This is a genomic window from Pseudomonas sp. MS646, from assembly GCF_036693845.1.
Classification (GTDB): Bacteria; Pseudomonadota; Gammaproteobacteria; order Pseudomonadales; family Pseudomonadaceae; genus Aquipseudomonas; species Aquipseudomonas chlororaphis_E.
Genome location: NZ_CP144763.1, coordinates 15122 through 38941, shown reverse-complemented (window position 1 = coordinate 38941; position 23820 = coordinate 15122). Strand labels below are relative to the sequence as shown.

Genomic DNA, 23820 nt, shown 5'->3' with positions numbered 1-23820 from the left:
CTTTTTCTTTATGCGACTGCTGTGTAACTGAGAGCCTCCCATGACTGAGCCACTGCGCATCGTCTTTGCCGGCACCCCCGAATTTGCCGCCGAACACCTCAAGGCCCTGCTGGCCAGCCCGCATGAAATCGTCGCGGTCTACACCCAGCCCGATCGCCCGGCCGGTCGCGGTCAAAAACTGATGCCCAGCCCGGTCAAGCAACTGGCCGTGGAGAACGGCATCCAGGTCTTGCAGCCGCCGACCCTGCGCGACGCGCAAGCCCAGGCCGAATTGGCCGCGCTGAAACCGGACCTGATGGTGGTGGTCGCCTACGGCCTGATCCTGCCCCAGGTGGTGCTGGACATCCCGCGCCTGGGTTGCATCAACAGCCACGCCTCGCTGCTGCCACGCTGGCGCGGGGCGGCGCCGATCCAGCGCGCCGTGGAAGCGGGTGACGCAGAAAGTGGCGTGACCGTGATGCGCATGGAAGCCGGCCTGGACACCGGGCCGATGCTGCTCAAGGTCAGCACCCCTATCAGCGCCGAAGACACCGGCGGCAGTCTGCACGATCGCCTCGCGCTCATCGGCCCGCCGGCCGTGGTCCAGGCCATTGCCGGCCTGGCCGCCGGTACGTTGGCGGGCGAGGTGCAGGATGACAGCCTCGCCACCTACGCGCACAAACTGAACAAGGACGAGGCTCGCCTCGACTGGGCTCGTCCGGCGGTAGAACTGGAACGCCTGGTGCGCGCGTTCAACCCGTGGCCAATCTGCCACAGCACCCTGAACGGTGAAGCCCTGAAAGTGCTGGCGGCCAGCCTTTGCGCAGGGAAGGGCACTCCCGGTGAAATCCTCGGCGCCAGCAAGGACGGCCTCGTGGTGGCCTGCGGTGAGCAGGCGCTGTGCCTGACGCGCCTGCAATTGCCCGGCGGCAAGGCGCTGAACTTCAGTGATCTGTTCAACAGCCGCCGTGAGAAATTCGCCGTCGGCACCCTGCTGGGCCAAGCGGCGGACGCCTCATGAACCCGCGTCTGGCCGCCGCCAAGGCGCTCGCCGCCGTGCTCAGCGGGAAAGCCTCGCTCAACAGTGCCTTGCCGACCCAGTTGGACAAGGTCGAAGAACGTGATCGCGGCTTCACCCAGGACCTGGCCTTCGGCACCGCCCGCTGGCAACCACGGCTGTCGGCCCTGGCGGCCAAGCTGTTGCAGAAACCGTTCAAGGGCGCCGACGCGGACGTCGAGGCGCTGTTGCTGGTGGGGTTGTATCAACTGCTCTACAGCCGCGTGCCCGCCCACGCCGCCATCGGCGAAACCGTGGGTTGCGCCGACAAGCTGAAAAAACCCTGGGCCAAGGCCCTGCTCAACGCCGTGCTGCGCCGCGCCCAGCGCGAAGGCGAAGCCCTGCTGGCCGAGCTGGAACACGACCCGGTGGTGCGCACCGCCCACCCGCGCTGGTTGCAAAAGTCCCTGAAGGCGTTCTGGCCCCAGCAGTGGGAAGCCATTTGCGCGGCCAACAATGCCCATCCGCCGATGATCCTGCGGGTCAACCGTCGGCACCACACCCGCGATGCCTACCTGGCCTTGCTGGGCGAGGCCGGCATTGCCGCCGCGCCGTGCGTGTACAGCCGCGACGGTATCGTCCTGGAGACCCCGGGCGATGTCCGCGCGCTGCCGGGCTTTGCCGAGGGCTGGATCAGCGTCCAGGACGAAGCGGCCCAACTGGCCGCCGACCTGCTGGACCTGGCACCCGGCCAACGGGTACTGGACGCCTGCTGCGCGCCGGGTGGCAAGACGTGCCACATCCTCGAAGCCGAGCCGAAGCTGGCCGGCGTGGTGGCCGTCGACCTGGAAGCCAAGCGCCTGGTGCGGGTCAAGGAAAACCTCGAGCGCCTGGGCCTGGACGCCGAGCTGATCGCCGCCGACGGCCGCGACACCGAGGCCTGGTGGGACGGCAAGCCGTTCCAGCGCATCCTGTTGGACGCACCTTGCTCGGCCACCGGGGTGATCCGCCGCCACCCGGACATCAAGCTCACCCGCCAACCCGACGACATCGCTGCCCTGGCGTCGTTGCAGGGCGAACTGCTCGACGCGCTGTGGCAGACCCTCGATGTCGGCGGCATCCTGCTGTACGCCACCTGTTCGACGCTGCCGACCGAGAACACCGACGTGATCGCGGCCTTCCTCACCCGCACCCCCGGTGCCCGGGAGCTGGACATCGCCAGCCAGGCCGGCCTGAAGCAGCCCCATGGCCGCCAGTTGCTGGCCCAAGAGGGCGGTCACGACGGGTTCTACTACGCCAAGCTGATCAAGATCGCCGCCGCGCGCGGTTAAGACCGATTCGAAAGGAGTGACCGGATGAAAATCATCATCCTTGGCGCCGGGCAGGTCGGCGGTTCGCTGGCGGAACACCTGGCCAGCGAGGCCAATGACATCACCGTGGTCGATACCGACGGTGAACGCCTGCGGGACCTGGGCGACCGTCTCGACATCCGCACCGTGCAGGGTCGGGGCTCATTGCCGACGGTACTGCGCCAGGCCGGGGCCGACGATGCCGACATGCTCGTGGCCGTCACCAACAGCGATGAAACCAACATGGTCGCCTGCCAGGTCGCCCACACCCTGTTCCACACCCCGACCAAGATCGCCCGGGTGCGCGAAGCGGCCTACCTGACCCGTACCGACCTGTTCGACAACGAAGCCATCCCGGTGGATGTGTTGATCAGCCCCGAGCAGGTGGTGACCAACTACATCAAGCGCCTGATCGAGCATCCGGGGGCCTTGCAGGTGATCGACTTTGCCGAAGGCCAGGCACAACTGGTGGCGGTGAAGGCCTACTACGGTGGCCCGTTGGTGGGCCAGCAACTGCGCCAACTGCGCGAGCACATGCCCAATGTCGAGACCCGTGTGGCGGCGATCTTCCGCCGCGACCGGCCGATCCTGCCCCAGGGCGACACGGTGATCGAAGCCGACGACGAGGTGTTTTTCATCGCGGCCAAGGCGAACATTCGCGCAGTGATGAGCGAAATGCGCCGCCTCGACGAAAGCTACAAGCGCATCGTGATCGCCGGCGGCGGGCAGATCGGCGAACGCCTGGCCGAAGCCATCGAGAGCCGTTACCAGGTCAAGATCATCGAGATGAGCCCCGCCCGCTGCCGCTACCTCTCGGACACCCTCGACAGCACCGTGGTGCTGCAGGGCAGCGCCTCGGACCGGGACCTGCTGCTGGAAGAGAACATCGCCGATGCCGACATCTTCCTGGCCCTGACCAACGACGACGAAGCCAACATCATGTCGTCACTGTTGGCCAAGCGCCTGGGGGCGAAGAAGGTGATGACCATCATCAACAACCCGGCCTATGTCGACCTCATCCAGGGCGGCGACATCGACATCGCCATCAGCCCGCAACTGGCGACCATCGGCACCTTGCTGGCGCATGTGCGGCGCGGCGACATCGTCAGCGTGCACTCCCTGCGCCGGGGCGCGGCCGAGGCCATCGAGGCGATTGCCCATGGCGATGCCAAATCCAGCAAAGTGATCGGCAAGGCCATCCGCGACATCGGCCTGCCGCCGGGCACCACCATTGGCGCCATCATCCGTGATGAAGAAGTGTTGATTGCCCATGACGACACGGTGGTCCAGGCGGGCGACCATGTGATCCTGTTCCTGGTGGACAAGAAGCACATTCGCGATGTCGAGAAGCTGTTCCATGTGGGGTTGAGCTTTTTCTGACCCAGGATCCGCCGTGACAGTAAATGGCCTCATCGCGAGCAAGCGCGCCCCCACAGGTGGAGTACATTCCCAGTGGGAGCGAGCTTGCTCGCGATAGCCATCTGACTCGCAGCCGATCAACCCCTGACACAACTCTCAAGGACGCCAACCATGCTCGACTCCCTGGAAAAAATGCTCGCCAAGGGTGTGGATAACCCGTTGCTGCGCTTCGGCCTGGGCAAGGGCTATCTCGACCTTGGCGAATTCCCCCGTGCCGCCGAGCACCTGCAACGTTGCGTCGAGCTCGACCCCCAGTATTCGGCTGCCTGGAAACTGTTGGGCAAGGCGCATCAGGGCCGGGGGGATCTTGCGGCGGCGCGCGCGGCCTGGGAGCGGGGCCTGGACGCTGCCCGGGGCCATGGCGACAAGCAGGCCGAGAAAGAAATGACCGTGTTTCTCAAGAAACTCGACCGACAAGCCTGACGCCGCTGGAGCGCGTCGCCTTATAGCGACTCCAGGCACCCCGCCAGGTCATTGCCCAGTTTTTCCAGCAGTTGCTCGTATCCTTGCGCGGTCGCCGGGGTGTAGCCACCCAATGCGTCCAGTTCCGCCAGCTTCACCGGCAACCCGGCCACCAGGGTTTCAGCCAGGCGTGGCCGCAGGGGCGGCTCGCTGAACACGCAGGTCTTGCCCACGGCCTGCAAGCGCGTACGCATCGCCGCTACGTGCTGGGCACCGGGCTGGACTTCGGCCGCCACGGCGAACACCCCGGTGTGCTTGAGGCCGTAGTGGTCTTCGAAATAGTCGAACGCTTCGTGGAAAACGAAATACGGCTTGCCCGCGACCCCGGCCAGACGGCCCTTGAGGCGTGTGTCCAGAGCGTCGAGACGCTGGTTGAAGCTCCCAAGGTTGCTTTGATAGCGCGAGGCATTGGCTGGATCGGCCGCGCTCAGGTCCGCGGCCATTTTTGCGGCGATCACTCGGGCATTGAGCGGCGAAAGCCACAGATGCGCGTCGATCGTGCCAGGACGGTGATCATGATCGTGCTCGTCGCCATCCTCGTCGGTATGGGAATGGCTGTCCTCGGCGAAATGCCGCAGTTTGAGTCCCGGCAAGTCCTGCAGCACGACAGAAGGCGCCGTACGACCGTTCAACACCCGCGGTAGGAAACCTTCCATGTCGGGGCCGATCCAGTAGAGCAGGTCCACCGACTGCACTTTGCGTACATCGGAGGGCCGCAGCGCGTAGTGATGGGGCGAAGCGCCGGGCGGCAGCAGCACCTCAGGCACGCCCACACCGTCCTGCACCGCCGCGGCAATCAGTTGCAACGGCTTGATACTGGTCAGGACCTTGACCTCGGCCTGGGCTGGGGCAATCAACAGGAAACTGGCGAAAAAAGCGACAAAGAGCAAAAAAAATCGGGACACGATGACCACTCGAAGAGGCGAGAACGGGTAACATAATAACGTCTCTCACTGAACTCGTCGCTGCCCATGCCTATTACACCCCTTGCCAGTCGCCCCCATGATCACTCCCGCTGCGTGCACAGCGCGCTGTCCGAGGCCGATGCCATCTGCGCGCGCCAAGGGTTGCGCCTGACGGCGTTGCGCCGCCGGGTGCTGGAGTTGGTCTGGCAAAGCCACAAGCCGCTGGGCGCCTACGACATCCTGGCAGTACTCAGCGAGCAGGATGGCCGCCGCGCCGCGCCGCCGACGGTGTATCGGGCGCTGGATTTCCTGCTGGAAAACGGCCTGGTGCATCGCATTTCCTCGCTCAACGCCTTCGTCGGCTGCAACCACCCGGAGCATGCCCACCAGGGCCAGTTCCTGATCTGCCGCGAATGCCACGCCGCCATCGAGCTGGAACAGAAATCCATCAGCGATGCGATCATCGCCAGCGCCCAGGATGTCGGCTTCGTGGTCGACACCCAGACCGTCGAAGTGGTCGGCCTCTGCGCCGGCTGCCAGGGGGCCTGATGAGCGACGCATTGATCCGCCTCGAACAGGTGGCCGTCAAGTTCGCCGGGCAGAACGTGCTGGATGACATCCACCTGAGCGTCGAGCCCGGGCAGATCGTGACCTTGATCGGCCCCAACGGCGCCGGCAAGACCACCCTGGTGCGCGCCGTGCTGGGCTTGCTCAAGCCCGACAGCGGCAACGTCTGGCGCAAGCCGAAGCTGCGGATCGGCTACATGCCGCAAAAACTCCACGTCGATCCGACGTTGCCGCTGTCGGTCCTGCGTTTCCTGCGCCTGGTCCCAGGTGTCGATCGCGAGCGCGCCCTGGCGGCGCTCAACGAAGTCGGGGCCGAACAGGTCATCGACAGCCCGGTGCAAAGCGTGTCCGGCGGCGAGATGCAACGCGTACTGCTGGCCCGGGCCCTGTTGCGCGAGCCGGAGTTGCTGGTACTCGACGAGCCGGTCCAGGGCGTCGATGTGGCGGGCCAGGCCGAGCTGTACAGCCTGATTACCCGCTTGCGCGACCGGCACGGTTGCGGCGTGCTGATGGTGTCTCATGACCTGCACCTGGTGATGAGCACCACCGACCAGGTGGTCTGCCTCAACCGTCACGTCTGCTGCTCCGGGCACCCCGAGCAGGTCAGCGGCGACCCGGCATTCGTCGAGCTGTTCGGAAAGAACGCACAAAGCCTGGCGATTTATCACCACCACCATGACCACGCCCACGACCTGCACGGTTCGGTGGTCATTGGTGCGCCGGTTACCCCCCATGTTCACGGAGATGGCTGCAAGCATGGCTGATTTTCTGTTGTATGCCCTGCTCGCAGGCCTGGCCCTGGCACTCGTGGCCGGGCCCCTGGGTTCGTTCGTGGTCTGGCGGCGCATGGCCTATTTTGGCGACACCTTGTCCCACGCGGCGTTGCTCGGCGTGGCTCTGGGGTTTTTACTGGACGTCAGCCCGGCGGTGGCGGTGACCGTGGGCTGCCTGTTGCTGGCGGTGGTGCTGGTGACGCTGCAACAGCGCCAGCCGCTGGCGTCCGACACGCTGCTGGGCATCCTGGCACCGAGCACGTTGTCCCTTGGCCTGGTGGTGCTCAGCTTCATGCACGATGTGCGCATCGACCTGATGGCTTACCTGTTCGGCGACCTGTTGGCCATCAGCCCGGTCGACCTGTCGTGGATCCTGGGGGGCAGTGCCGCGGTGCTGGCGCTGCTGGTGGCGCTTTGGCGCCCGCTGCTGGCCGTCACCGTGCACGAGGAACTGGCGCGGGTCGAAGGCCTGCCCGTGACGGGGCTGCGCCTGGCCTTGATGCTGTTGATTGCGGTGGTCATCGCCGTGGCCATGAAGATCGTCGGTGTGTTGCTGATTACTTCGTTGCTGATCATTCCGGCGGCTGCGGCACAACGTCACGCCCGCTCGCCGGAGCAGATGGCCCTGGGCGCGAGCCTGCTGGGCATGCTCGCAGTGTGCGGCGGGCTGGCCCTTTCCTGGTTCAAGGACACCCCGGCCGGCCCATCGATCGTGGTCAGCGCCGCCGCGCTGTTTCTGCTGAGTTTTGTCCTGCCTCGTCGAGGGGTGTAGACTTGCTCGCTTTTTGCGCAAATAGAGAGTCGCAGGAATGAAGCCGTTCGCCTCCCGTTATCTGCTCCTAGTCGCGCTTTCAGTGCTACTGGGCGCTTGCCAGAGTACGCCGCCGGTCACCGAGGCCCCCGATACCCGGGGCCCGGCCATCGCGCAGCTGGAACAAAGCCTGGCCGCCAATGAGCTGGCCACCGCTGAAGACCAACTGGCCACCTTGCAGGCCCAATCGCCTGAAGATGCGTCGCTGGAACCCTTCCAACGCCAGTTGGCCGAGGCCTACCTGCGCCGCAGCCAGATCGACCTGCAAAAGGGTGACGTCAACGCCGCCGCCACCGCTCTGAGCCGTGCCCGAGCCTTGATGCCCAAGGCCCCAGCGCTTACCGGCGAAGTCAACAGCGCCATTGCACAAGCGCGCAAGGCCGACCTGGACAAAGCCGAAGCGGCCCTCAAGGCGGCCGAAGCCAAGCCGGTCGCCAAGCTGATCGACCCCAGCGCCGAAAGCACCACCGTGGCGTTGAACATTGCCGATGTGCAGCAAATGCGTCGCCAACTGGATGCCATTGCCGCCGATGTGGTGAATTACCAATGTGATGTCAGCATCCAGGCACCGCGCACCGATGATTATCCGTGGTTGGCGACACTGCTGACCAAGCGGGTCAAGAAACTCGACCCCGGGTTCGACTTGAAGCTGCGCAAGCAGATCCTGCGCAGCGTGCCGGCGCAGGTGGTTCTTACACCGCGCAAATCCTAAAAAGCCTCGCGAGCAGGCTCGCCCCCACAAGGTTCAGTGATTCATCACAAGACCCTGTGGGAGCGAGCTTGCTCGCGATGGCGTACTGTCAGGCAACAGAGCCTTTTTCAGACACTCCTCAAGCCGGAATCGCCTTGGCCTTGGGCTCCCGCGCCCACACCCGGTGTTGCGCAATCGCGTCGAAGAACGCCTGGAACTTGCTGGCATCCGCGTCGGGAATCAGCCCGGCATCCGCCTCCAGCTTCAACAGCACCAGCAACTGCCGGGCTTCCCCGTTGAGGGCGATGGCCTTCAGGTGCTTGTAGGCTTCCAACAGGTAATGCAACGCCACGCCATCGCTACTCAGCGCCTGGATGGACTGCGCGCCGCCCGGGACGAACACCGCGTCGAAGGCAATCGACGGCATCCCTTCCATGGACGCGTCCACCGGCAACGTTTGCCCATCGGCGGTGGTGACCGGCGCAGAGGTCGGCCCCAGGACCTTGGCGTGAGCGCCCTCGGCCTCCAATGCCTGTTTGAGCGCATCGATGATCGCGCCGTCGACGCCATCAGCCACCAGCACCGCGACCTTGCGGGTCTTGATGTCGCCCGAGAGCAGGTTCGCCTGGCTCAGGGCCGGGGATTTCTCCAGCGAAGGCGTCGGCACGTCCACGGTGCAAGCGGTGGGCGCCGGCAGACCCAGGTTTTTCGCTACTCGCCCGGCCAGTTCCAGGTCGATGTTGGCCAGGATCTCGTTGACCTGCCGCGCCCGGATGAACTCCCGCTCCACTTTGCCCAGCTCGAAGCTATAGGCCGCGATGATGTGCTCCTGCTCATGCGGGCTCATGCTCTTGTAGAACAGCCGCGCCTGGGAGAAATGATCGCCGAACGAATCGCTGCGCTGGCGGATCTTGTGGGCATCGATGCGCTCCGGATAACTCTCAAAGCCGCCGTCCTGCGGGCCGGGCGGGGTTTCCTTCGGCCAGCCGCCGTCGATGGAGTTCGGCTCGTAGGACGTGCGACCCTTGTCGATGGTGGTGCGGTGCATGGCGTCACGCTGGCCGTTGTGCACCGGAGTGATGGCACGGTTGATCGGCAACTCATGAAAGTTCGGCCCACCGAGTCGGCTGATTTGCGTATCGGTGTAGGAAAAGAGCCGACCTTGCAGCAACGGGTCGTTGGAAAAATCGATACCCGGCACGATGTGCCCAGGGCAGAAGGCAACCTGTTCGACTTCGGCGAAGAAGTTGTCCGGGTTGCGGTTCAGCACCATTTTGCCCAGGGGCGTGATGGGCACCAGCTCTTCGGGGATGATCTTGGTCGGGTCGAGCAGGTCGAAGTCGAACTTGTGCTCGTCTTCCTCGGCGACGATCTGTACGCCGAACTCCCATTCCGGGTAGTCGCCCATCTCGATCGCTTCCCACAGGTCGCGACGGTGGTAGTCGGTGTCTTTACCGGCCAGCTTCTGGGCTTCGTCCCACACCAGGGAACAGGTGCCGACCTTGGGTCGCCAGTGGAACTTGACGAAACTGCTGCGGCCTTCGGCGTTGATCATGCGAAAGGTGTGCACGCCAAAGCCTTGCATGCTGCGCAGGCTTTTTGGAATGGCCCGGTCGGACATCGCCCAGATCACCATGTGGGCCGACTCCGGCACCAGCGAGACAAAGTCCCAGAAGGTGTCGTGGGCCGAGCCACCGGTAGGGATCTCGTTATGCGGCTCGGGTTTGACCGCATGGACGAAGTCGGGAAACTTGATCGCGTCCTGAATGAAGAACACCGGCATGTTGTTGCCCACCAGGTCGAAGTTGCCTTCGTCGGTGAAAAACTTCACCGCAAAACCGCGTACGTCCCGCACCGTGTCACCGGAACCCCGTGGGCCCTGCACAGTGGAAAACCGCACGAACACCGGCGTTTTCTTGCTCGGGTCTTGTAGGAAACCGGCCTTGGTCAGCGCCGAATGGGCTTCATAGCTCTGGAAGTAACCGTGGGCGCCAGTGCCGCGGGCGTGGACGATACGCTCCGGGATGCGCTCGTGGTCAAAATGCGTGATCTTTTCACGCATGATGAAGTCTTCCAGTAACGACGGCCCACGGGCGCCGGCGCGCAGGGTGTTCTGGTTGTCGGCGATTTTCACGCCCTGATTGGTGCGCAACGCCTGTTCGGTGGCGTCGGAGCGGAAGGTTTCCAGGCTGTCGAGCTTGGCGTTGGTGTTGCCGCGGTCCAGGGTGTCGGTCCCGGCCAACTGGCTCTTGTCGACCGGGGGCTTGTTGGTGCTCATCAGGCGTCACTCCTCTTTGCGATCTGTGGCTGCTTTAGGAGTGACCCGCACCGCCAGGCGGTGTTCCTTTTTTATGCCTTTGATCGCGTTATTGCCAAATGACAGGTCAGATCGCAAATAAATGCTAAGAACCTCTATACGGACAGGCTAAAATGCGCGCCCGGCTAACCGCTGATCTTTTTCCAACGCGCCCCACAAGGTTCGCTACGTGATCGAGTTTCAAAACGTCCATAAAACCTACCGGGTCGCCGGTAAGGATATCCCCGCCCTGCACCCGACCAGTCTGACGATTGAGAACGGTCAGGTCTTCGGCCTCATCGGCCATTCCGGTGCGGGAAAAAGTACCCTGCTGCGCCTGATCAATCGCCTGGAAGACTCCAGCGGCGGCAAGATCATCGTCGACGGTGAAGAAGTCACCGCCCTGGACGCAGGCGGCCTGCGGCGCTTTCGCCAGCAGGTCGGGATGATCTTCCAGCACTTCAACCTGCTGGCCTCCAAGACCGTGGCCGACAACGTGGCGCTGCCACTGACGCTAGCCGGCGAATTGTCCCGCAGCGAAATCGACCAGCGCGTCGCCGAGTTGCTCGCCCGCGTCGGCTTGTCCGACCACGCCAAGAAGTACCCGGCGCAATTGTCCGGCGGCCAGAAGCAGCGCGTCGGCATCGCCCGTGCCCTGGCGACCAAGCCCAAGATCTTGCTGTGCGACGAAGCCACCAGCGCGCTGGACCCGCAGACCACCGCCTCGGTGCTGCAACTGCTGGCCGAAATCAACCGCGAGCTGAAGCTGACCATCGTGCTGATCACCCATGAAATGGACGTGATTCGTCGGGTCTGTGATGAAGTGGCGGTGATGGACGCCGGCGTGATTGTCGAGCAGGGGCCGGTGGCCCAGGTGTTCCTGCACCCCAAGCACCCGACCACCAAGCGTTTCGTCCAGGAAGACGAGCAGATCGACGAGAGCGAACAGCGCGACGATTTTGCCCACGTGCCCGGGCGCATCGTGCGTCTGACGTTCCAGGGCGATGCGACCTACGCCCCATTGCTCGGCACCGTCGCCCGGGAAACCGGAGTGGACTACAGCATCCTCGCGGGGCGTATCGACCGCATCAAAGACACCCCCTACGGGCAACTGACCCTCGCCATCACCGGCGGTGACATGGAGGCGGCGTTCGCCCGCTTCACCGCGGCCGATGTCCACATGGAGGTGCTGCGCTGATGGAACTGCTGACGAATTTCTTTGCAAACATCGACTGGCTGGAGATCTGGCTGGCCACCGGCGACACCTTCCTGATGCTGTTCGGCTCGCTGTTGTTCACCGTGCTGCTCGGCCTGCCCCTGGGCGTGCTGCTGTTTTTGTGCAGCCCGCGCCAGTTGCTCGAAGCCCGCGGCGTTTATGCGCTGTTGTCGCTGATCGTCAACATCCTGCGCTCGCTGCCGTTCATCATCCTGTTGATCGTGATGATCCCGTTCACGGTATTGATTACCGGGACCTCGCTGGGCGTGGCCGGGGCAATTCCGCCGCTGGTGGTCGGTGCGACACCGTTCTTTGCCCGCCTGGTGGAAACCGCCCTGCGCGAAGTCGACCGCGGCATCATCGAGGCGACCCAGGCCATGGGCGCAACGACCCGGCAGATCATCGTCAACGCCTTGCTGCCGGAGGCCCGTCCGGGCATCTTTGCCGCGATTACGGTGACCGCGATCACGCTGGTGTCCTACACGGCCATGGCCGGTGTGGTGGGCGCCGGTGGCTTGGGCGACCTGGCGATCCGCTTCGGCTACCAGCGCTTCCAGACCGATGTCATGGTGGTCACGGTGGTGTTGCTGCTGGTGCTGGTGCAAGTCCTGCAAACCGTGGGCGACAAGCTGGTTGTGCATTTCTCTAGAAAATAAGGCGTCGTGCCAAAACCATGAGCCAGCCATTCGCTGGCAGGTGCCGCAAGCGGGCACTCACAAGGAGTTAGCTGAATGAAGAAGTTACTGGTTGCCTTCGCTGCCGTCGCAGCCTTTTCCGCCCACGCCGCCGAGACCCTGAGCGTCGCGGCAACGCCGGTACCGCACGCGGAAATCCTCGAGTTCGTCAAACCGGCGCTGGCCAAGGAAGGCGTGGACCTCAAGGTCAAGGTCTTCACCGACTACATCCAGCCCAACGTACAAGTCGCCGAAAAACGCCTGGACGCCAACTTCTTCCAGCACCAGCCGTACCTGGATGAATTCAACAAGGCCAAGGGCACCCACCTGGTGAGCGTGGTCGGCGTGCACCTGGAGCCTCTGGGCGCGTACTCCAGCAAGTACAAGAAACTCGACGAACTGCCGGGCGGCGCCAACGTGGTCATCCCCAACGACGCCACCAACGGCGGCCGTGCGCTGCTGCTGCTGGCCAAAGCCGGAGTAATCAAGCTCAAGGATCCGGCCAACATCCTGTCGACCATCAAAGACATCACCGAGAACACCAAGGACCTGAAATTCCGTGAACTGGAAGCCGCGACCATCCCACGCGTGCTGACCCAGGTCGACCTGGCGCTGATCAACACCAACTATGCGCTGGAAGCCAAGCTCGATCCGTCCAAGGATGCGCTGGTGATCGAAGGCAGCGACTCGCCTTACGTGAACATCCTGGTAGCGCGTGAGGATGACAAGGACAGTGAGGCGATGAAGAAGCTGGTTGCTGCGCTGCATAGCCCGGAAGTGAAGGCTTTTATTCTTGAGAAGTACAAAGGCGCGGTATTGCCGGCGTTTTGATTTGAAACGTAATGAATGAGTGAAGGCGGGGAGATGCATGGGAATGCATCTCCCCGTTTTTGTTTGGAGGATGAGCGTTGTGCGTTATGCCTGAACCAGTGCGTTAAAAAACCACTCGTAGAGTGCCTCTGGGTGGTATTCGGGAAAATACGCAACTAGCACGGTTGAAGTTACAAGCACCAGCACCACCAAAAGCGCGGTAAGTAGCTTTACCAACGTCGAGAGAGGTGGATTGGGCGGGCCGTATTTATTAATCGCTTTACGCCCCGGAAGCATGACGAGCGGAAGCGTTATCAAAAAGCCGATAACAGGGAACACGCTGAGAATTCCCCATATTATCGGACTCGAGCCTATATCACGTGCCCTGCGTACCAGTAGAGACACGTCGAGCAGGATGGCAGGAACGACAACGGTGACACCAACTATCAGCAAAACCACCAGTTGATGGCGCAACCCCACCATAAAGAACGCCAGCAAAATGCACGGAAGAACCAGCACCAAGGGCACACGAATCAGCCAGAAGCGCGCCAGAGAAATACGTCCGGAAAAATCAAGAATTCTGGGTTTTGAAAACGTGACAACCTCGTCGTCAATCAGTTGAGCGTCGCCCGGTTTGTATGGGTTTTCGATTTCGCTGCTGATGCTGCCGAAAACCGGTTCTATCCTTGCCATTTAGCGCTGTTCCCTTGTGTTTTGATGGTGCTATTCACGTCACAACGTTTACGCCTCGTATCTAATCGAAGGCCGGCATCAAACTCAAGAGAAAACACTATCGTGTAAAGGGGGGCGAAAACCCGACATAACGCATCGGGTTTTCTTTTAACGGCTTACCCGTTTCGCGGCTCGACGTTATCTAACACTCGGTTAGCCAGCAACGAACTCAACTCAATCAACTGCTGGATACCAAGAGCAATATGACGACGTGAGCCTTCCAGGTCGAAGGCCAGGTTGCTGACCATCGCGTCGGCTGCCGCCAGGGTTTCGCTGAGGTTGGCGAGCAGGCATTCGTTGTCGGCGTTTTTTGCGACGGTGAAGAGCTGGCCCGGTTGGGACGCATCTTCTGATTTTGGTAGCAGGTAATAGTCCAAGACGCGGTTGGTGGCTTCGTCGTGTTTCTTGGCTTTGGATTTGGTTCGCGAGGAAGCTTGGTCCGCCTCTGGCGGATTCGGTGTAGGTTTGAACATGTGCTGATTACTCCATGGTTAAGCCGCAACCTCTTCCCTACTAAAAGAAGGGTGGCGGCTGTACGCAGGTTAGTAGACCGGGGAGATCAGCATTGCCGGCGCGCCGAAGCGCCCTGCGCACAGCCACCATCAAGGGCAAAGTGAGAACCTGCCTGGATGGAGAGCTCATGCATTTTACTGACACAACCGCGGGCTACTAAACCCGACCACTGATGGGCAGTGGCAGGAAAACGATAGAGCCCAGGGGCAAGGTGCACAAGCGGGCGGATTCTGGCGTAGTTGTAGGCAATGACGCAAGGTTGGGTAGCTTGGCGGACGGTTAGCGGCGGGAGGATAAACAGGGCTTGGGTTTGGCCTGAAAATTGGGGCTAGGTGGGTTTGCGCTTGGGGTTTGAATTGGCTTTGCGGTTTTGTCTGTAGGAGTTTTTCAGGGTGGTTGGGGCTGCTTTGCAGCCCAGCGGGAGCAAGCTCCCTCGCCACGAATGTTGACCGACTCGGGAATGCCCCGCTCGATACTTGGTAGCTACTTGTCTTTCGGCCAGAGAAGGAAGAGCCGAGGACAGAATAAAACTTACTCTTTCTTATCCGCAGGCACTCATGAATTCATTACACGAAGACAATCGAAAGCGCTTGATACGACTCATCGACCAGATCCCGGTTAACGCGAACCCCGAGGGTTGGACTCATGTCACCTCGATAGCCGTCGGCGGGCTGCTATCGGTAGGTTTCTCGCAGAAAGGTCCTTATTTGCTGGTTGTCTCAAGCTCGGGTCGGAGTGTTGTGCACTGCGACACAGGAGAAAAAATTGAGCGCGACTATGAAGAATATGCGGGCTTGAGTGAGCTCGGGTTGCATTGCCAGGGCATTGGCGTGATCGCCGATGAAGTCGTACCGCTGTGTGGCCTACAGGGCGGTGGCTTGCCCACCGGCAACATGGCCGGGGAAGGGCTGGAGTTGGTTTCTCCGGATTGGCCTGAAAACCGCCTTATTCTAAGCAAACCCTTCAAGGATGCCCTGATGGAGGGTCATCAAAAGGATTGCACGGTGATCTACAAAGAACACGTGAGGGCGTTCGGATTCTCCTGGTGTGGGAACTACATCGTCGCGGCGTGCAGCAGCGACCTCGATCTTTGGTCGAGAGCGTCAAAGCTGTAACGACAGCTAGCGCGGCGGCGAGGGCGTTGCAGTTGTACTTCATTGTTCTCCAACCCTCATGATAGATTCCCCGCCGCGACCTCTAATCAATAGAGGGCATTCAGGGAGAGAAGTGAGTGATCAAGTCTTTGTTGGTTGGGGCGTTGCTGGCAATGGCATCGGCATCTGCATTCGCGATGAGCTGCGATAACCCTAGAAACGCCTACGACAGAACCTATTGCGCGTCGCTGAAAATGGTTCAGTCGGATCAGGAGATCAATGAACAGTACAAGAAGACGATGAGTGCGCTGAACCCGGATCAGAAGAAAAAGGTGAAAGCCGCGCAAATCCAGTGGATCAAAAATCGTGACAGCGCTTGCTCCAACGATGGCCTGCTCTACCTGGACTGTGCCAATGAGAAGACCGAGGCGCGTATCGTCATACTCAAGGCTGTCGAGCGCGAGTGCCGTGCCGCTGGTTGCGACGACGCCAAGCTGTCGCAAGTCGAGTAAGCCGTAAAACAATGAGCATGCAGAGCTTGCTCTCGCTCATTCAACGGTGCGCTGCATCCCTTTCGCACCCGTGACTCATTCGCGGGACAAGCGAAAAGCCGCAAAGAGAAACCCGACGTAAGCGTCGGGTTTTTCTTTGGCGGGTTCACCCGCGATCCAACACCCGACTCGCCAGCCAGGCACTCAACTCGCCCGTGGCCGCTGACGAGGCATTCTCATTGCTACGCGGCACCGCGCTCGACCATCGCACGCCATGCCTGGACGCTGGGGCGCTGTTGCATCCTGGCGTGCCAGGCGCGCAGCGCGACACAGTCCTCGGGCACGGGGAGTTGCACCAGCGAGGCGAAGATCATGCCGCCCAACACGGCAATGTCGGCCATCGAAAACGCGTCGCCCGCCACGTAGGGTTGGTCTTTGAGCAGGTTGTCGAAATAACGCATGCCGCGGACAGCCTTGTCACCCATCCGGCGGCCCCACTCAGCGTTCTGGTACAGCTCGACCTGCGGGCCCAGGCCCGGCGTAGCGTGGTGGAAGTAGGCGCTGACGGCATCGAGGAATTCGATTTCGGCGCGCTTGGTCATCATATGGATGATGCCTTGCTCGAGCGGCGTCCTACCCGTCAGCGTCGGCTCACCGTCCAGGCCATCCAGGTACTGGGTAATGGCCGTGCACTCGGCGATTCGCGTCCCGTCATCCAGCTCCAGCACGGGCAATGTCCCGGAGTAGTTGATGGCCAGGAATTCAGGTGCCTTGTGCTCGCCGGTCCAGAGATTGATCGGTACGAACTCAACGTTCGACAGCAAGCCCTTTTCCACCAGCGCGATGCGCACGCGGGCGGGGTAGGGGCCGTTGAACCAGTCGTAGATTTTCAGCGTAGCGGGCGTTGAAGAAGCGTCACTGCGTTGCTGCGGAGCGGTCATGATTGTGTCCCTGCCTGTCAGTTGGTAGGCAAAGACTGAGCCTTATTTTCTACCTCGTCAAGCCCCTACCTGACAATTGGCAGGTAAGCGGTGATGGGCGTAGAATCCCTGCCTCTGATCCATTTGAATCTCGAAGCGAGGTGACAAACGTGAACGAAAATGCTCGAGAGGCCATTTTGGCGGCGGCCCGATCAGCCGCCCAACTGCACGGTTACAGCGGGATCAATTTCCGTAGCATTGCCGAAGAAGTCGGCATCAAGAATGCGAGCATCTACTACCACTTCCCGAGCAAGGCCGGTCTGGGTGCCGCGGTCGCCGAACGCTATTGGCAAGACACGCGCCAGGCTTTGGAGCAGATACGCGCCGCCCACCCCGATCCGGCTGAGTGCCTGCGGCGCTACCCTTCCATTTTCCGCAGCTCGCTGAAGAACGGCAACAGGCTGTGCCTGTCCAGCTTCATGGCGGCCGAATCCGAAGACCTGCCCGAAGAAGTGATGCGAGAGGTCAAGGCGTATGCGGACGTCAACGTGACGTGGCTGGCCCAAGTGCTGGTCGATGCCGGTGCCCGCACCCCGCAAGCCTGCGAGCGTCGAGCCTTGGCCATCTACACCGCCGTCGCGGGCGCGCAGTTGATTGCACGAACGCGGATGGACGTCGACCTGTTCGATGACCTGATAGCCAGTTACCAGGAAGCGGGATTGATTCCAGCCTGACTGTCGGCGCCCTTTGCCTAGGTGGTTTCCCAGCCGCGCGACTTTGCGCAGGCTACGTGCGTAATTCGGTTGTTTGCGTTGCTGGCGAGGTGCCACAATCGTTCTTTTTTTTGCGTCAGGCTCAGGTGAATCACATGGATTGCCTAGGATCTCGGAGTGACCAGGATTTCTTCATCGCCGAGCAGGTGCGAACCGATCGATTGCAGCAACTCTTCCGCCAATCGGTTTCAGCGGTATTGGGCAGCTACCTGGCGGCCATCATGCTCAGTTGGCTGTGCTGGGACCGCCTTGAACACAGCGTGATCCTCTGGTGGCTGGGCATCCTGACCGGTACGACGCTGCTGCGCCTGTCGATGTTCGTGGCCTATTTCCGCAGCACCCAAAGTGAGCGCACACCGCAACGCTGGGAGCGCCGGTATTGGGCCACGCTGGTGCTGTCCGCCAGCGTCTGGGGCGGCGGGGCCTTCGTGATCATGCCGGCGGACGATCTGTTGTCCCAGGCGCTGGTCATGCTCTTTTCGGTCGGCATGTCCGTCAGCGCAGTGGCCTGTTACTCGGCCTACCGCGACATGACCCTCGTTTCCATCGGCCTGGTGCTGTTGCCGTGCACCGCCTGGCTGCTGGTCCAGCCGTCCACGATGCAAATGGGCCTGGCCCTTTCGATCCTGGTGTTCGCCGCCTTCGCCGCCCGCGCCACCCGGAAAATGTCCAAGGCCCTGGAAACCGCCTTCCGCCTGACCCGGGAAATGGAGCAGGCCAACAGCATCTCGACCCGTGCCGCCCAAACCGACGAACTGACCGGCCTGAAGAGCCGGCGAGCGTTCTTCGAACACGCCCAGCGGCTCTACCACGACTGCAAGATCCATCGCCTGGAACTGTGCGTCGTGATGCTGGACATGGACCACTTCAAGCACATCAACGACACCTACGGTCATCAAGTGGGGGATCAGGTCTTGCGGCAGATGGGCGTGGTCATCAGCTCGTCGTTTCGTGCCACGGATATCCACGGCCGGCTCGGCGGCGAAGAATTCGCCATTTTGCTGCCCAACACCTCCCTGGCAGTGGCCATCGACATTGCGCAGACGCTCGTATCGACGATTGCCGGGTTGAAGGTCGACCCCGTCCAACGCATCACCGCCAGCCTTGGCGTTGCCTCCACGGCGGCGGGGCATAAAGACCTTAATGGCCTGATGAACAACGCGGACAAGGCGCTGTACCAGGCGAAGGCGTTGGGGCGCAATCAAGTGGCGGTGGCGCAGCCGTCGTAAACCGGCAGTTATCCACAGGTCTGCCGCTGCACCCCGCTAGATAATGCTGTCCACCACGCCGCCATCCACGCGCAGCGCCGCCCCGGTGGTCGCCGAAGCCTGCTCCGAGCTGACATAGATGATCATGTTGGCAACTTCCTCGACACGCGCCGCCCGCTGGATGATCGAGGTGCTGCGGTGCTGTTTGACGAAATCCGCCCCGACCTTTTCCAGGCTGTCCCCGGTGCGCTCGACGTCGGCCTGGAGCATCTGGGCAACGCCTTCGGAAAGCGTCGGCCCAGGCAACACCGAGTTTACCGTGACGCCCGTGCCGGCGAGGCGCTTGGCCAAGCCGCGAGCAATTGAAAGCTGGCCGGTCTTGGTGAAGCCGTAGTGGATCATGTCGGCGGGAATATTCACACCCGACTCAGACGACACAAACACAATCCGCCCCCAACCCCGCTCGACCATCCCCGGCGCATAGGCCCTGGAAACCCGCACGCCCGACATGACGTTGGTTTCGAAGAAACGCTGCCATTCGCTGTCCGGCGTTTCGAAGAAGTCTTCCAACTTGAAGATGCCCAGGTTGTTGATCACCACATCGAAGCGCGGGTACTTGGCGACCAATGCCCGGCAACCTGCCTCGTTGCTGAGGTCGCCAACAAAGCCTTCGGCTTTGGCAGCAAGGCCGCCCAGGCGCTGCAATGCGTCCTGCACGCTGCTGTCGCTGCGCCCGTTGAGGACCACGTTGGCTCCGGCTTCGAGGAAGCCTTTGGCGGTGGCAAAACCGATGCCGCTGGTGGAACCGGTGACTAAAACGTGACGGCCAGTGAAGTCGATTTTCATGGGAGGGTCTCCTCGATTAGTGAGCAGGGTCGGTGCGATATTTTGGCTGCCGAAGTCCGACGGGTTTAGAGGTGTGGCTTCAACAGTTAACCAGCCAACGTATGCGCTGTCACAGGAACTACAGCATGGATGCGATTGAGGCTTTACGCCTCCCGACCTCCGTAACCAAAATAAATCGTTCTCTTTTTGTCCCGGGCGTCTCTCACCCTTCTCCTGCTACGACCGTTGAGGTCCACCTAGGCGCCATCTTCCAATAACGGAGCGAAAGCGAGGCCGCGTAGGCTTAGGGAGAGCGTAGCTGGCCGCCCCTGTGAATTAGCATTTACGTCAAGCGTCGCGCACTCGTCGTCGGATCCACATGCTTAATCCCCCACGCCCCATCAGTTCTGCTAGTTCCCAACCCCGCCAAATTCTCCGATACTGAAGGCCCTCTGATTGTGAAAGTATGGAGTGCTCAAATGTTCTCCCCACTAAGAACCTTACTATGCCAGTATCGCTACGATCCCTTGGATAGGTTGACGAGTCACGTCTTGGAGAGCGTCCCGCAGCACCGTTTTTATTGTCAAAGTCGCCTGAGCACAGAGGTACAAGGAGAGATCGAGATTTCGATCGTCCAGCACACGGACTTTCTTTTGGCCCAGCAACAGCGACAAAGCCATACGCTAGATACAGCGTTGCTGGCCACTGATTCTCTACGCTCAATAATGTACGAAGTAAAAGGGAACAATCAGCGGCCATCTCACGTTTACTCGCCCTACGGCTATCGCCCCACTGAAAGTGCATCGCTTAACATTCTGGGATTCAACGGCGAGCGTTCAGACTCAGTGACCGGACATTATTTACTGGGAAATGGATATCGGGCGCTCAATACGGTATTAATGCGATTTAATAGCCCGGATAGTTTTAGTCCGTTTGGGGAAGGTGGCCTTAATGCGTATGCGTACGGGCAGGGTGATCCGATCAATTCATACGACCCAACTGGCCACATTGGCCTTAAAATTCTCTTTCGGAGTATATCAAAGCTGGTTCTAAAGCGTAGAAACATCAATAGCGCAGATGATTGGATAAACAATGTTTACTATAAAACCCCCCATCATATGCGCCCAAAATTCGAACAAAGGACGCCGAACGCCGGAGTTCAGATTCAACGAACCCAATCCCTGCCCGATCTATCGATCAAGAGTGCTGAAAATACTGGATATAACGATCTCATCGGTTATCACGGTAGTCACCCAATAAATACTCAAAGCTTACTGGCTGGGATCAACCCCGCAAAAACCAAAATAGGATATTACGGCAAAGGGTTTTATTCTACACCGACCTATGAGCGGACGGTCGCCCACGGAAGCAAAAGATTTGGTGTTTATGTGAACAACCATAAAGCACTAAAAGAAGGGCGGGATTATTCTTTTCATACTTCACGTGAAGGGAATTACGTGGAGCTGGTGCTTAGATCTCCAGCCTTTGAATCTGCAAAAATACGAGAAGTCACCACGAAAAGTACTGTAATTCTTCCAAGACCACATGAAGCGCCCTACTGACATTATTCCGGTGGTCAGACGAAAAATTACCAACCATCCGATTAGCCAAAGTTCGTAATTCATTCGTACCACCCAAATTTTTACTTCACTCTATTTGTCCCAACGAAAGTCTGGACTTCTCGTCTAAGTAAAACAATCCAAACCCGGCCTTTGGGTCGGGTTTGTCTATTGACACGTTGGCTGTCTTCTATCGAACTTCAACGTTATCCAAACCCGATTCGCCAACAACGAACTCAGTTCGATCGGGTGGCAGCTGTAGCAGGTCAGTAGACCGGGATTCCAGCATAGCCGGCGCGCCGAAGCGCGCGGCCAAGCGGCCTGGAATTCAGGGCTGGAGCTCTGTTTTTACCGAGTGCCTATCGCGAGCAAGCACTCCCACATTGGTTTTCGAGTACTCACAGATTCTGCGTTCGCTGATCACCTGTGGGAGCGGGCGGTATGCCTGTTTACATCAACGCAGGATCAAACATCGTGCCAAACGCTGGCCTCGGTAACCCTGGCGTCAATGTACCGCTTCAACTCACTCAAGTCTGAGTAAAGCTCGCTGCGCTCGCCGTTGCCAAACATAAAGTAATACTGCCCAGCACCACCATAGGGATCGTGTGGCTTACGCATAATATCCAGATTCTTATAGGTCTCGATAAGTGAATCTGCGGCAAAATCTACCATGATCTAGCTCCTTACAATGAGGCCACCCAGGCCGGCAAACCCAGCATGGATGGACTGTTTGAGGTGTCAGGGCCGTACACCTTCGTCCACCGGCACCGCCGTGACCGTCCCCTATCAACAGCTCGATACTTGGGCGAGCGTCACGTTTTATAACTTCGTGATCTCCGTGCTTGCGCAAGTACGATTTTCCGGTCCTAGGAAAGGGGGCGACGAAGTCATTAGGGGCCGGGTAGGACGACGTGGCTACTGTAAGAACTTACAGACCCGCAGAATTCTAGATAAATGGTCGGGGATGGAGCTCTCGCTCAGGTGGGAAGTGTTCGTCAGAACGTTTGCAGTTGCATTGGGTTTCGGGCCGCTTCGCAGCCCGGCGGGAGCAGCTCCCTCGCCACGGGGTGCAGGGCAGTTGGACAGGTGTTGTTGGTCAGTTCGTCTCGCGAGCAGGCTCGCTCCCACGCAGGGCCAGTGGTGTTTAGGGAACCAATGTGGGGCGAGCTTTTTTGTCACAGGGCTTTGGTTGAGCAAATCGCTGGCCGTTTCAGTACCACCGCGCCTCGCCCGGCGGGCGTTTCTTGAAGCGTTTCATGCTCCACATGTATTGGCTGGGGTAGGCGCCCACGTAGCGCTCCACCACTTGGCTCATGGCGGCGCAGGCGGTTTCGGTGTCGGTGCTGTACATGGCCTCGGGGGCGGCTTCGAGGATGACTTTGTAGCCGGAGCCGTCCGGCAGGCGTAGGGCGTGGAGGAAAACGCCGACCGCTTTGCCGCCGGCGAGCATGTTGGGCACGAACTTGCTGGTCAGGGCCTGGGTGGCGAAGAAGGGCACGAAGATCCCGGCGGATTCGGCCGGTTCCGGGTCGGCGGGGATGCCCACCTGGCCGCCCTTGCGCACTTCCTTGATGACGCTGAGGATGCCTTCCTTGGTGGACGCCGCGACTTTGTTGCCCAGCTGCACCCGCTGTTTCTGCAGCAGTTCATCCACAGCCTTGAGCTTGGGCGGGCGGTAGAAAATGATCGGTTTGCACTGGCTGCAATAGAAGTGGTTGAGCACTTCCCAATTGCCCAGGTGGCTGGTGATGCCCACCACGCCTTTGCCGGACGCCAGGGCTTCTTTCAAGACGTCCAGGCCTTCGACTTCGCGCACCAGTTCGATGGAGCGCTGGGCCGGCCAGATCCAGGCGCAGGCGCTTTCGGTCAGGGATTTGCCAATGTCCTTGAGGCTCTGGCCCACCAGGCGTTCGCGCTCGGCCGGGTCCATCTCGGGAAAGCATTTGGCGAGGTTGATCCGCACCACGTCGCGGGAACGGTTGGGCAGCTTCCACATGAGCCAGCCAATGGCCGACCCCACCGCTTGCACCGCCCGCCAGGGCAGCAGCGCAAACAACCGCAGAGCGCCGACCAGCAAGGCGCCTTTCAACTTATCCACAGGTCACTCCTGAATTCATGGGCCGTGTCGCGAGCCGGCTATTCTAACCGCCGTTTGCCAACTCGGCGTAGCGGTCACAATCCTGGGTGTGGTCCATGACCATGCCCGAGGCCTGCATGAAGGCGTAGCAAATGGTCGGCCCGACGAACGTGAAGCCGGCCTTTTTCAGGCCTTTGCTCATTTGTACCGCTTCGGGCGTGATGGCCGGCACTTCGGTGCGGTCCTTGAAATGGTTGACGATGGGTTGGTCGCCCACGAACGACCAGAGGAACGCTACCGGGTCTTCCAGCGCCAGCCAGGCCTGGGCATTGCGGCGCGCGGCCTTGAGCTTGAGGCGGTTGCGGATGATGCCGGGGTCCTGCATCAGGTCCTCGATCTCGGCGTCGCTCATCTGCGCCACCCGCTGTACGTCGAAGTTGTACAGCACCTCGCGGTAGTGGGCGCGTTTACGCAACACGGTGATCCAGGACAGCCCCGCCTGGAACCCTTCGAGCAAAAGCAACTCGAACAAACCCTGCGCATCGCGCAGCGGCGTCCCCCACTCCTGATCGTGATAGGCCATGTACAACGGATCTTCGGTACACCAAAAGCAGCGTGGCATAAGGCTCCAGGGGGCGTGCGCACGAACGAATCGGGTATACTCCCGCTCTTTAAATCG

Annotated in this window: 25 protein-coding genes; 16 read left to right on the top strand and 9 right to left on the bottom strand. The window is 60.8% G+C overall.

Annotated features, from left to right (window positions below):
* Positions 1-40 precede the first annotated feature (40 nt).
* The 4 genes from fmt (at position 41) to V3H56_RS00165 (ending at position 4167) form a co-directional block, all read left to right on the top strand.
* On the top strand, positions 41-1000 hold the full coding sequence (fmt, locus tag V3H56_RS00180; RefSeq protein ID WP_047739352.1) for a methionyl-tRNA formyltransferase: 960 nt from the start codon (positions 41-43) through the stop codon (positions 998-1000).
* Positions 997-2307 carry a 16S rRNA (cytosine(967)-C(5))-methyltransferase RsmB gene (gene rsmB, locus V3H56_RS00175; RefSeq protein WP_047739353.1) on the top strand — a complete coding sequence of 437 codons (1311 nt, stop codon included), beginning with the start codon at positions 997-999 and terminating at the stop codon, positions 2305-2307. The genes fmt and rsmB overlap by 4 nt, the downstream gene beginning before the upstream one ends.
* 24 nt (positions 2308-2331) lie before the next feature.
* The gene (gene trkA, locus V3H56_RS00170; RefSeq protein WP_053148189.1) at positions 2332-3705 is read left to right on the top strand and encodes a Trk system potassium transporter TrkA; all 1374 of its coding nucleotides are present in this window, start codon (positions 2332-2334) and stop codon (positions 3703-3705) included.
* A 150-nt stretch (positions 3706-3855) separates the two neighbouring features.
* Positions 3856-4167, top strand: coding sequence for a tetratricopeptide repeat protein (locus tag V3H56_RS00165; protein WP_338474079.1), 312 nt, complete (start codon positions 3856-3858; stop codon positions 4165-4167).
* Between the two features lie 20 nt (positions 4168-4187).
* Here V3H56_RS00165 and V3H56_RS00160 read toward each other — a convergent pair whose 3' ends face one another.
* Positions 4188-5111, bottom strand: a complete 924-nt coding sequence (locus V3H56_RS00160) for a zinc ABC transporter substrate-binding protein (protein ID WP_338474078.1) — start codon at positions 5109-5111, stop codon at positions 4188-4190.
* Between the two features lie 66 nt (positions 5112-5177).
* On the opposite strand from V3H56_RS00160, the gene zur reads away from it, so the two are divergent.
* Genes zur through V3H56_RS00140 form a run of 4 tightly spaced genes read left to right on the top strand, consistent with a single transcriptional unit; the run spans position 5178 to position 7974 of the window.
* On the top strand, positions 5178-5660 hold the full coding sequence (gene zur / locus V3H56_RS00155; RefSeq protein WP_338474077.1) for a zinc uptake transcriptional repressor Zur: 483 nt from the start codon (positions 5178-5180) through the stop codon (positions 5658-5660).
* Positions 5660-6442, top strand: a complete 783-nt coding sequence (gene znuC / locus V3H56_RS00150) for a zinc ABC transporter ATP-binding protein ZnuC (RefSeq protein WP_047739357.1) — start codon at positions 5660-5662, stop codon at positions 6440-6442. Before zur ends, znuC begins: the two co-directional genes overlap by 1 nt.
* Positions 6435-7223, top strand: coding sequence for a zinc ABC transporter permease subunit ZnuB (gene znuB / locus V3H56_RS00145; protein WP_338474076.1), 789 nt, complete (start codon positions 6435-6437; stop codon positions 7221-7223). The genes znuC and znuB overlap by 8 nt, the downstream gene beginning before the upstream one ends.
* A 37-nt stretch (positions 7224-7260) precedes the next feature.
* On the top strand, positions 7261-7974 hold the full coding sequence (locus tag V3H56_RS00140; RefSeq protein WP_047739359.1) for a PA5502 family lipoprotein: 714 nt from the start codon (positions 7261-7263) through the stop codon (positions 7972-7974).
* Positions 7975-8092: 118 nt separating this feature from the next.
* Here the strand turns inward: V3H56_RS00140 and katE are convergent, their stop codons facing one another.
* Positions 8093-10231, bottom strand: coding sequence for a catalase HPII (gene katE, locus V3H56_RS00135; protein WP_053148179.1), 2139 nt, complete (start codon positions 10229-10231; stop codon positions 8093-8095).
* Between the two features lie 208 nt (positions 10232-10439).
* On the opposite strand from katE, the gene V3H56_RS00130 reads away from it, so the two are divergent.
* The 3 genes from V3H56_RS00130 (at position 10440) to V3H56_RS00120 (ending at position 12970) form a co-directional block, all read left to right on the top strand.
* On the top strand, positions 10440-11447 hold the full coding sequence (locus V3H56_RS00130; RefSeq protein ID WP_047739361.1) for a methionine ABC transporter ATP-binding protein: 1008 nt from the start codon (positions 10440-10442) through the stop codon (positions 11445-11447).
* Complete coding sequence (locus tag V3H56_RS00125; protein ID WP_041024679.1) at positions 11447-12121, top strand: methionine ABC transporter permease; 675 nt, start codon at positions 11447-11449, stop codon at positions 12119-12121. The genes V3H56_RS00130 and V3H56_RS00125 overlap by 1 nt, the downstream gene beginning before the upstream one ends.
* A gap of 75 nt (positions 12122-12196) precedes the next feature.
* Entirely contained in the window at positions 12197-12970 is a 774-nt protein-coding gene (locus tag V3H56_RS00120; RefSeq protein WP_338474075.1) for a MetQ/NlpA family ABC transporter substrate-binding protein, read from the top strand.
* An 84-nt stretch (positions 12971-13054) separates the two neighbouring features.
* Here V3H56_RS00120 and V3H56_RS00115 read toward each other — a convergent pair whose 3' ends face one another.
* Both V3H56_RS00115 and V3H56_RS00110 read right to left on the bottom strand, forming a co-directional pair.
* Complete coding sequence (locus V3H56_RS00115) at positions 13055-13642, bottom strand: DUF805 domain-containing protein (protein ID WP_338474074.1); 588 nt, start codon at positions 13640-13642, stop codon at positions 13055-13057.
* A 155-nt stretch (positions 13643-13797) separates the two neighbouring features.
* The gene (locus V3H56_RS00110) at positions 13798-14154 is read right to left on the bottom strand and encodes a DUF6124 family protein (RefSeq protein ID WP_042732795.1); all 357 of its coding nucleotides are present in this window, start codon (positions 14152-14154) and stop codon (positions 13798-13800) included.
* 597 nt (positions 14155-14751) lie between these two features.
* Here V3H56_RS00110 and V3H56_RS00105 point away from each other — a divergent pair.
* A complete protein-coding gene (locus V3H56_RS00105) occupies positions 14752-15309 on the top strand; it encodes a hypothetical protein (RefSeq protein WP_052497400.1) in 558 nt (185 codons plus the stop codon).
* 116 nt (positions 15310-15425) lie between these two features.
* Entirely contained in the window at positions 15426-15800 is a 375-nt protein-coding gene (locus V3H56_RS00100; RefSeq protein WP_080922152.1) for a lysozyme inhibitor LprI family protein, read from the top strand.
* 221 nt (positions 15801-16021) lie between these two features.
* Here V3H56_RS00100 and V3H56_RS00095 read toward each other — a convergent pair whose 3' ends face one another.
* Positions 16022-16720: a glutathione S-transferase gene (locus V3H56_RS00095; RefSeq protein WP_338474073.1), complete on the bottom strand. Its 699-nt coding sequence runs from the start codon at positions 16718-16720 to the stop codon at positions 16022-16024.
* A 149-nt stretch (positions 16721-16869) separates the two neighbouring features.
* On the opposite strand from V3H56_RS00095, the gene V3H56_RS00090 reads away from it, so the two are divergent.
* Positions 16870-17433, top strand: coding sequence for a TetR/AcrR family transcriptional regulator (locus V3H56_RS00090; RefSeq protein WP_338474072.1), 564 nt, complete (start codon positions 16870-16872; stop codon positions 17431-17433).
* Between the two features lie 134 nt (positions 17434-17567).
* Positions 17568-18701, top strand: coding sequence for a GGDEF domain-containing protein (locus V3H56_RS00085; RefSeq protein ID WP_047739365.1), 1134 nt, complete (start codon positions 17568-17570; stop codon positions 18699-18701).
* Positions 18702-18737: 36 nt separating this feature from the next.
* Here the strand turns inward: V3H56_RS00085 and V3H56_RS00080 are convergent, their stop codons facing one another.
* Positions 18738-19526, bottom strand: coding sequence for an SDR family oxidoreductase (locus tag V3H56_RS00080; RefSeq protein WP_338474071.1), 789 nt, complete (start codon positions 19524-19526; stop codon positions 18738-18740).
* 458 nt (positions 19527-19984) lie between these two features.
* Between V3H56_RS00080 and V3H56_RS00075 the strand changes: the two genes are divergently transcribed.
* Positions 19985-21067 carry an RHS repeat-associated core domain-containing protein gene (locus V3H56_RS00075; RefSeq protein ID WP_080964398.1) on the top strand — a complete coding sequence of 361 codons (1083 nt, stop codon included), beginning with the start codon at positions 19985-19987 and terminating at the stop codon, positions 21065-21067.
* A 462-nt stretch (positions 21068-21529) separates the two neighbouring features.
* Here the strand turns inward: V3H56_RS00075 and V3H56_RS00070 are convergent, their stop codons facing one another.
* From V3H56_RS00070 to tag, 3 genes are all read right to left on the bottom strand, one after another.
* Complete coding sequence (locus V3H56_RS00070; protein ID WP_338474070.1) at positions 21530-21736, bottom strand: hypothetical protein; 207 nt, start codon at positions 21734-21736, stop codon at positions 21530-21532.
* Positions 21737-22274: 538 nt separating this feature from the next.
* Entirely contained in the window at positions 22275-23162 is an 888-nt protein-coding gene (locus V3H56_RS00065) for a lysophospholipid acyltransferase (protein WP_338474069.1), read from the bottom strand.
* A gap of 43 nt (positions 23163-23205) precedes the next feature.
* A complete protein-coding gene (gene tag / locus V3H56_RS00060; RefSeq protein WP_338474068.1) occupies positions 23206-23763 on the bottom strand; it encodes a DNA-3-methyladenine glycosylase I in 558 nt (185 codons plus the stop codon).
* Positions 23764-23820 lie beyond the last annotated feature (57 nt).

What these genes read in the sequence shown, in the direction of transcription:
- fmt (WP_047739352.1), top strand. Translation starts at nt 41, where the DNA reads ATGACTGAGCCACTGCGCATCGTCTTTGCCGGCACCCCCGAATTTGCC.
- rsmB (WP_047739353.1), top strand. Translation starts at nt 997, where the DNA reads ATGAACCCGCGTCTGGCCGCCGCCAAGGCGCTCGCCGCCGTGCTCAGC.
- trkA (WP_053148189.1), top strand. Translation starts at nt 2,332, where the DNA reads ATGAAAATCATCATCCTTGGCGCCGGGCAGGTCGGCGGTTCGCTGGCG.
- V3H56_RS00165 (WP_338474079.1), top strand. Translation starts at nt 3,856, where the DNA reads ATGCTCGACTCCCTGGAAAAAATGCTCGCCAAGGGTGTGGATAACCCG.
- zur (WP_338474077.1), top strand. Translation starts at nt 5,178, where the DNA reads ATGCCTATTACACCCCTTGCCAGTCGCCCCCATGATCACTCCCGCTGC.
- znuC (WP_047739357.1), top strand. Translation starts at nt 5,660, where the DNA reads ATGAGCGACGCATTGATCCGCCTCGAACAGGTGGCCGTCAAGTTCGCC.
- znuB (WP_338474076.1), top strand. Translation starts at nt 6,435, where the DNA reads ATGGCTGATTTTCTGTTGTATGCCCTGCTCGCAGGCCTGGCCCTGGCA.
- V3H56_RS00140 (WP_047739359.1), top strand. Translation starts at nt 7,261, where the DNA reads ATGAAGCCGTTCGCCTCCCGTTATCTGCTCCTAGTCGCGCTTTCAGTG.
- katE (WP_053148179.1), bottom strand. Translation starts at nt 10,231, where the DNA reads ATGAGCACCAACAAGCCCCCGGTCGACAAGAGCCAGTTGGCCGGGACC.
- V3H56_RS00125 (WP_041024679.1), top strand. Translation starts at nt 11,447, where the DNA reads ATGGAACTGCTGACGAATTTCTTTGCAAACATCGACTGGCTGGAGATC.
- V3H56_RS00120 (WP_338474075.1), top strand. Translation starts at nt 12,197, where the DNA reads ATGAAGAAGTTACTGGTTGCCTTCGCTGCCGTCGCAGCCTTTTCCGCC.
- V3H56_RS00115 (WP_338474074.1), bottom strand. Translation starts at nt 13,642, where the DNA reads ATGGCAAGGATAGAACCGGTTTTCGGCAGCATCAGCAGCGAAATCGAA.
- V3H56_RS00110 (WP_042732795.1), bottom strand. Translation starts at nt 14,154, where the DNA reads ATGTTCAAACCTACACCGAATCCGCCAGAGGCGGACCAAGCTTCCTCG.
- V3H56_RS00105 (WP_052497400.1), top strand. Translation starts at nt 14,752, where the DNA reads ATGAATTCATTACACGAAGACAATCGAAAGCGCTTGATACGACTCATC.
- V3H56_RS00095 (WP_338474073.1), bottom strand. Translation starts at nt 16,720, where the DNA reads ATGACCGCTCCGCAGCAACGCAGTGACGCTTCTTCAACGCCCGCTACG.
- V3H56_RS00085 (WP_047739365.1), top strand. Translation starts at nt 17,568, where the DNA reads ATGGATTGCCTAGGATCTCGGAGTGACCAGGATTTCTTCATCGCCGAG.
- V3H56_RS00080 (WP_338474071.1), bottom strand. Translation starts at nt 19,526, where the DNA reads ATGAAAATCGACTTCACTGGCCGTCACGTTTTAGTCACCGGTTCCACC.
- V3H56_RS00075 (WP_080964398.1), top strand. Translation starts at nt 19,985, where the DNA reads ATGTTCTCCCCACTAAGAACCTTACTATGCCAGTATCGCTACGATCCC.
- V3H56_RS00070 (WP_338474070.1), bottom strand. Translation starts at nt 21,736, where the DNA reads ATGGTAGATTTTGCCGCAGATTCACTTATCGAGACCTATAAGAATCTG.
- tag (WP_338474068.1), bottom strand. Translation starts at nt 23,763, where the DNA reads ATGCCACGCTGCTTTTGGTGTACCGAAGATCCGTTGTACATGGCCTAT.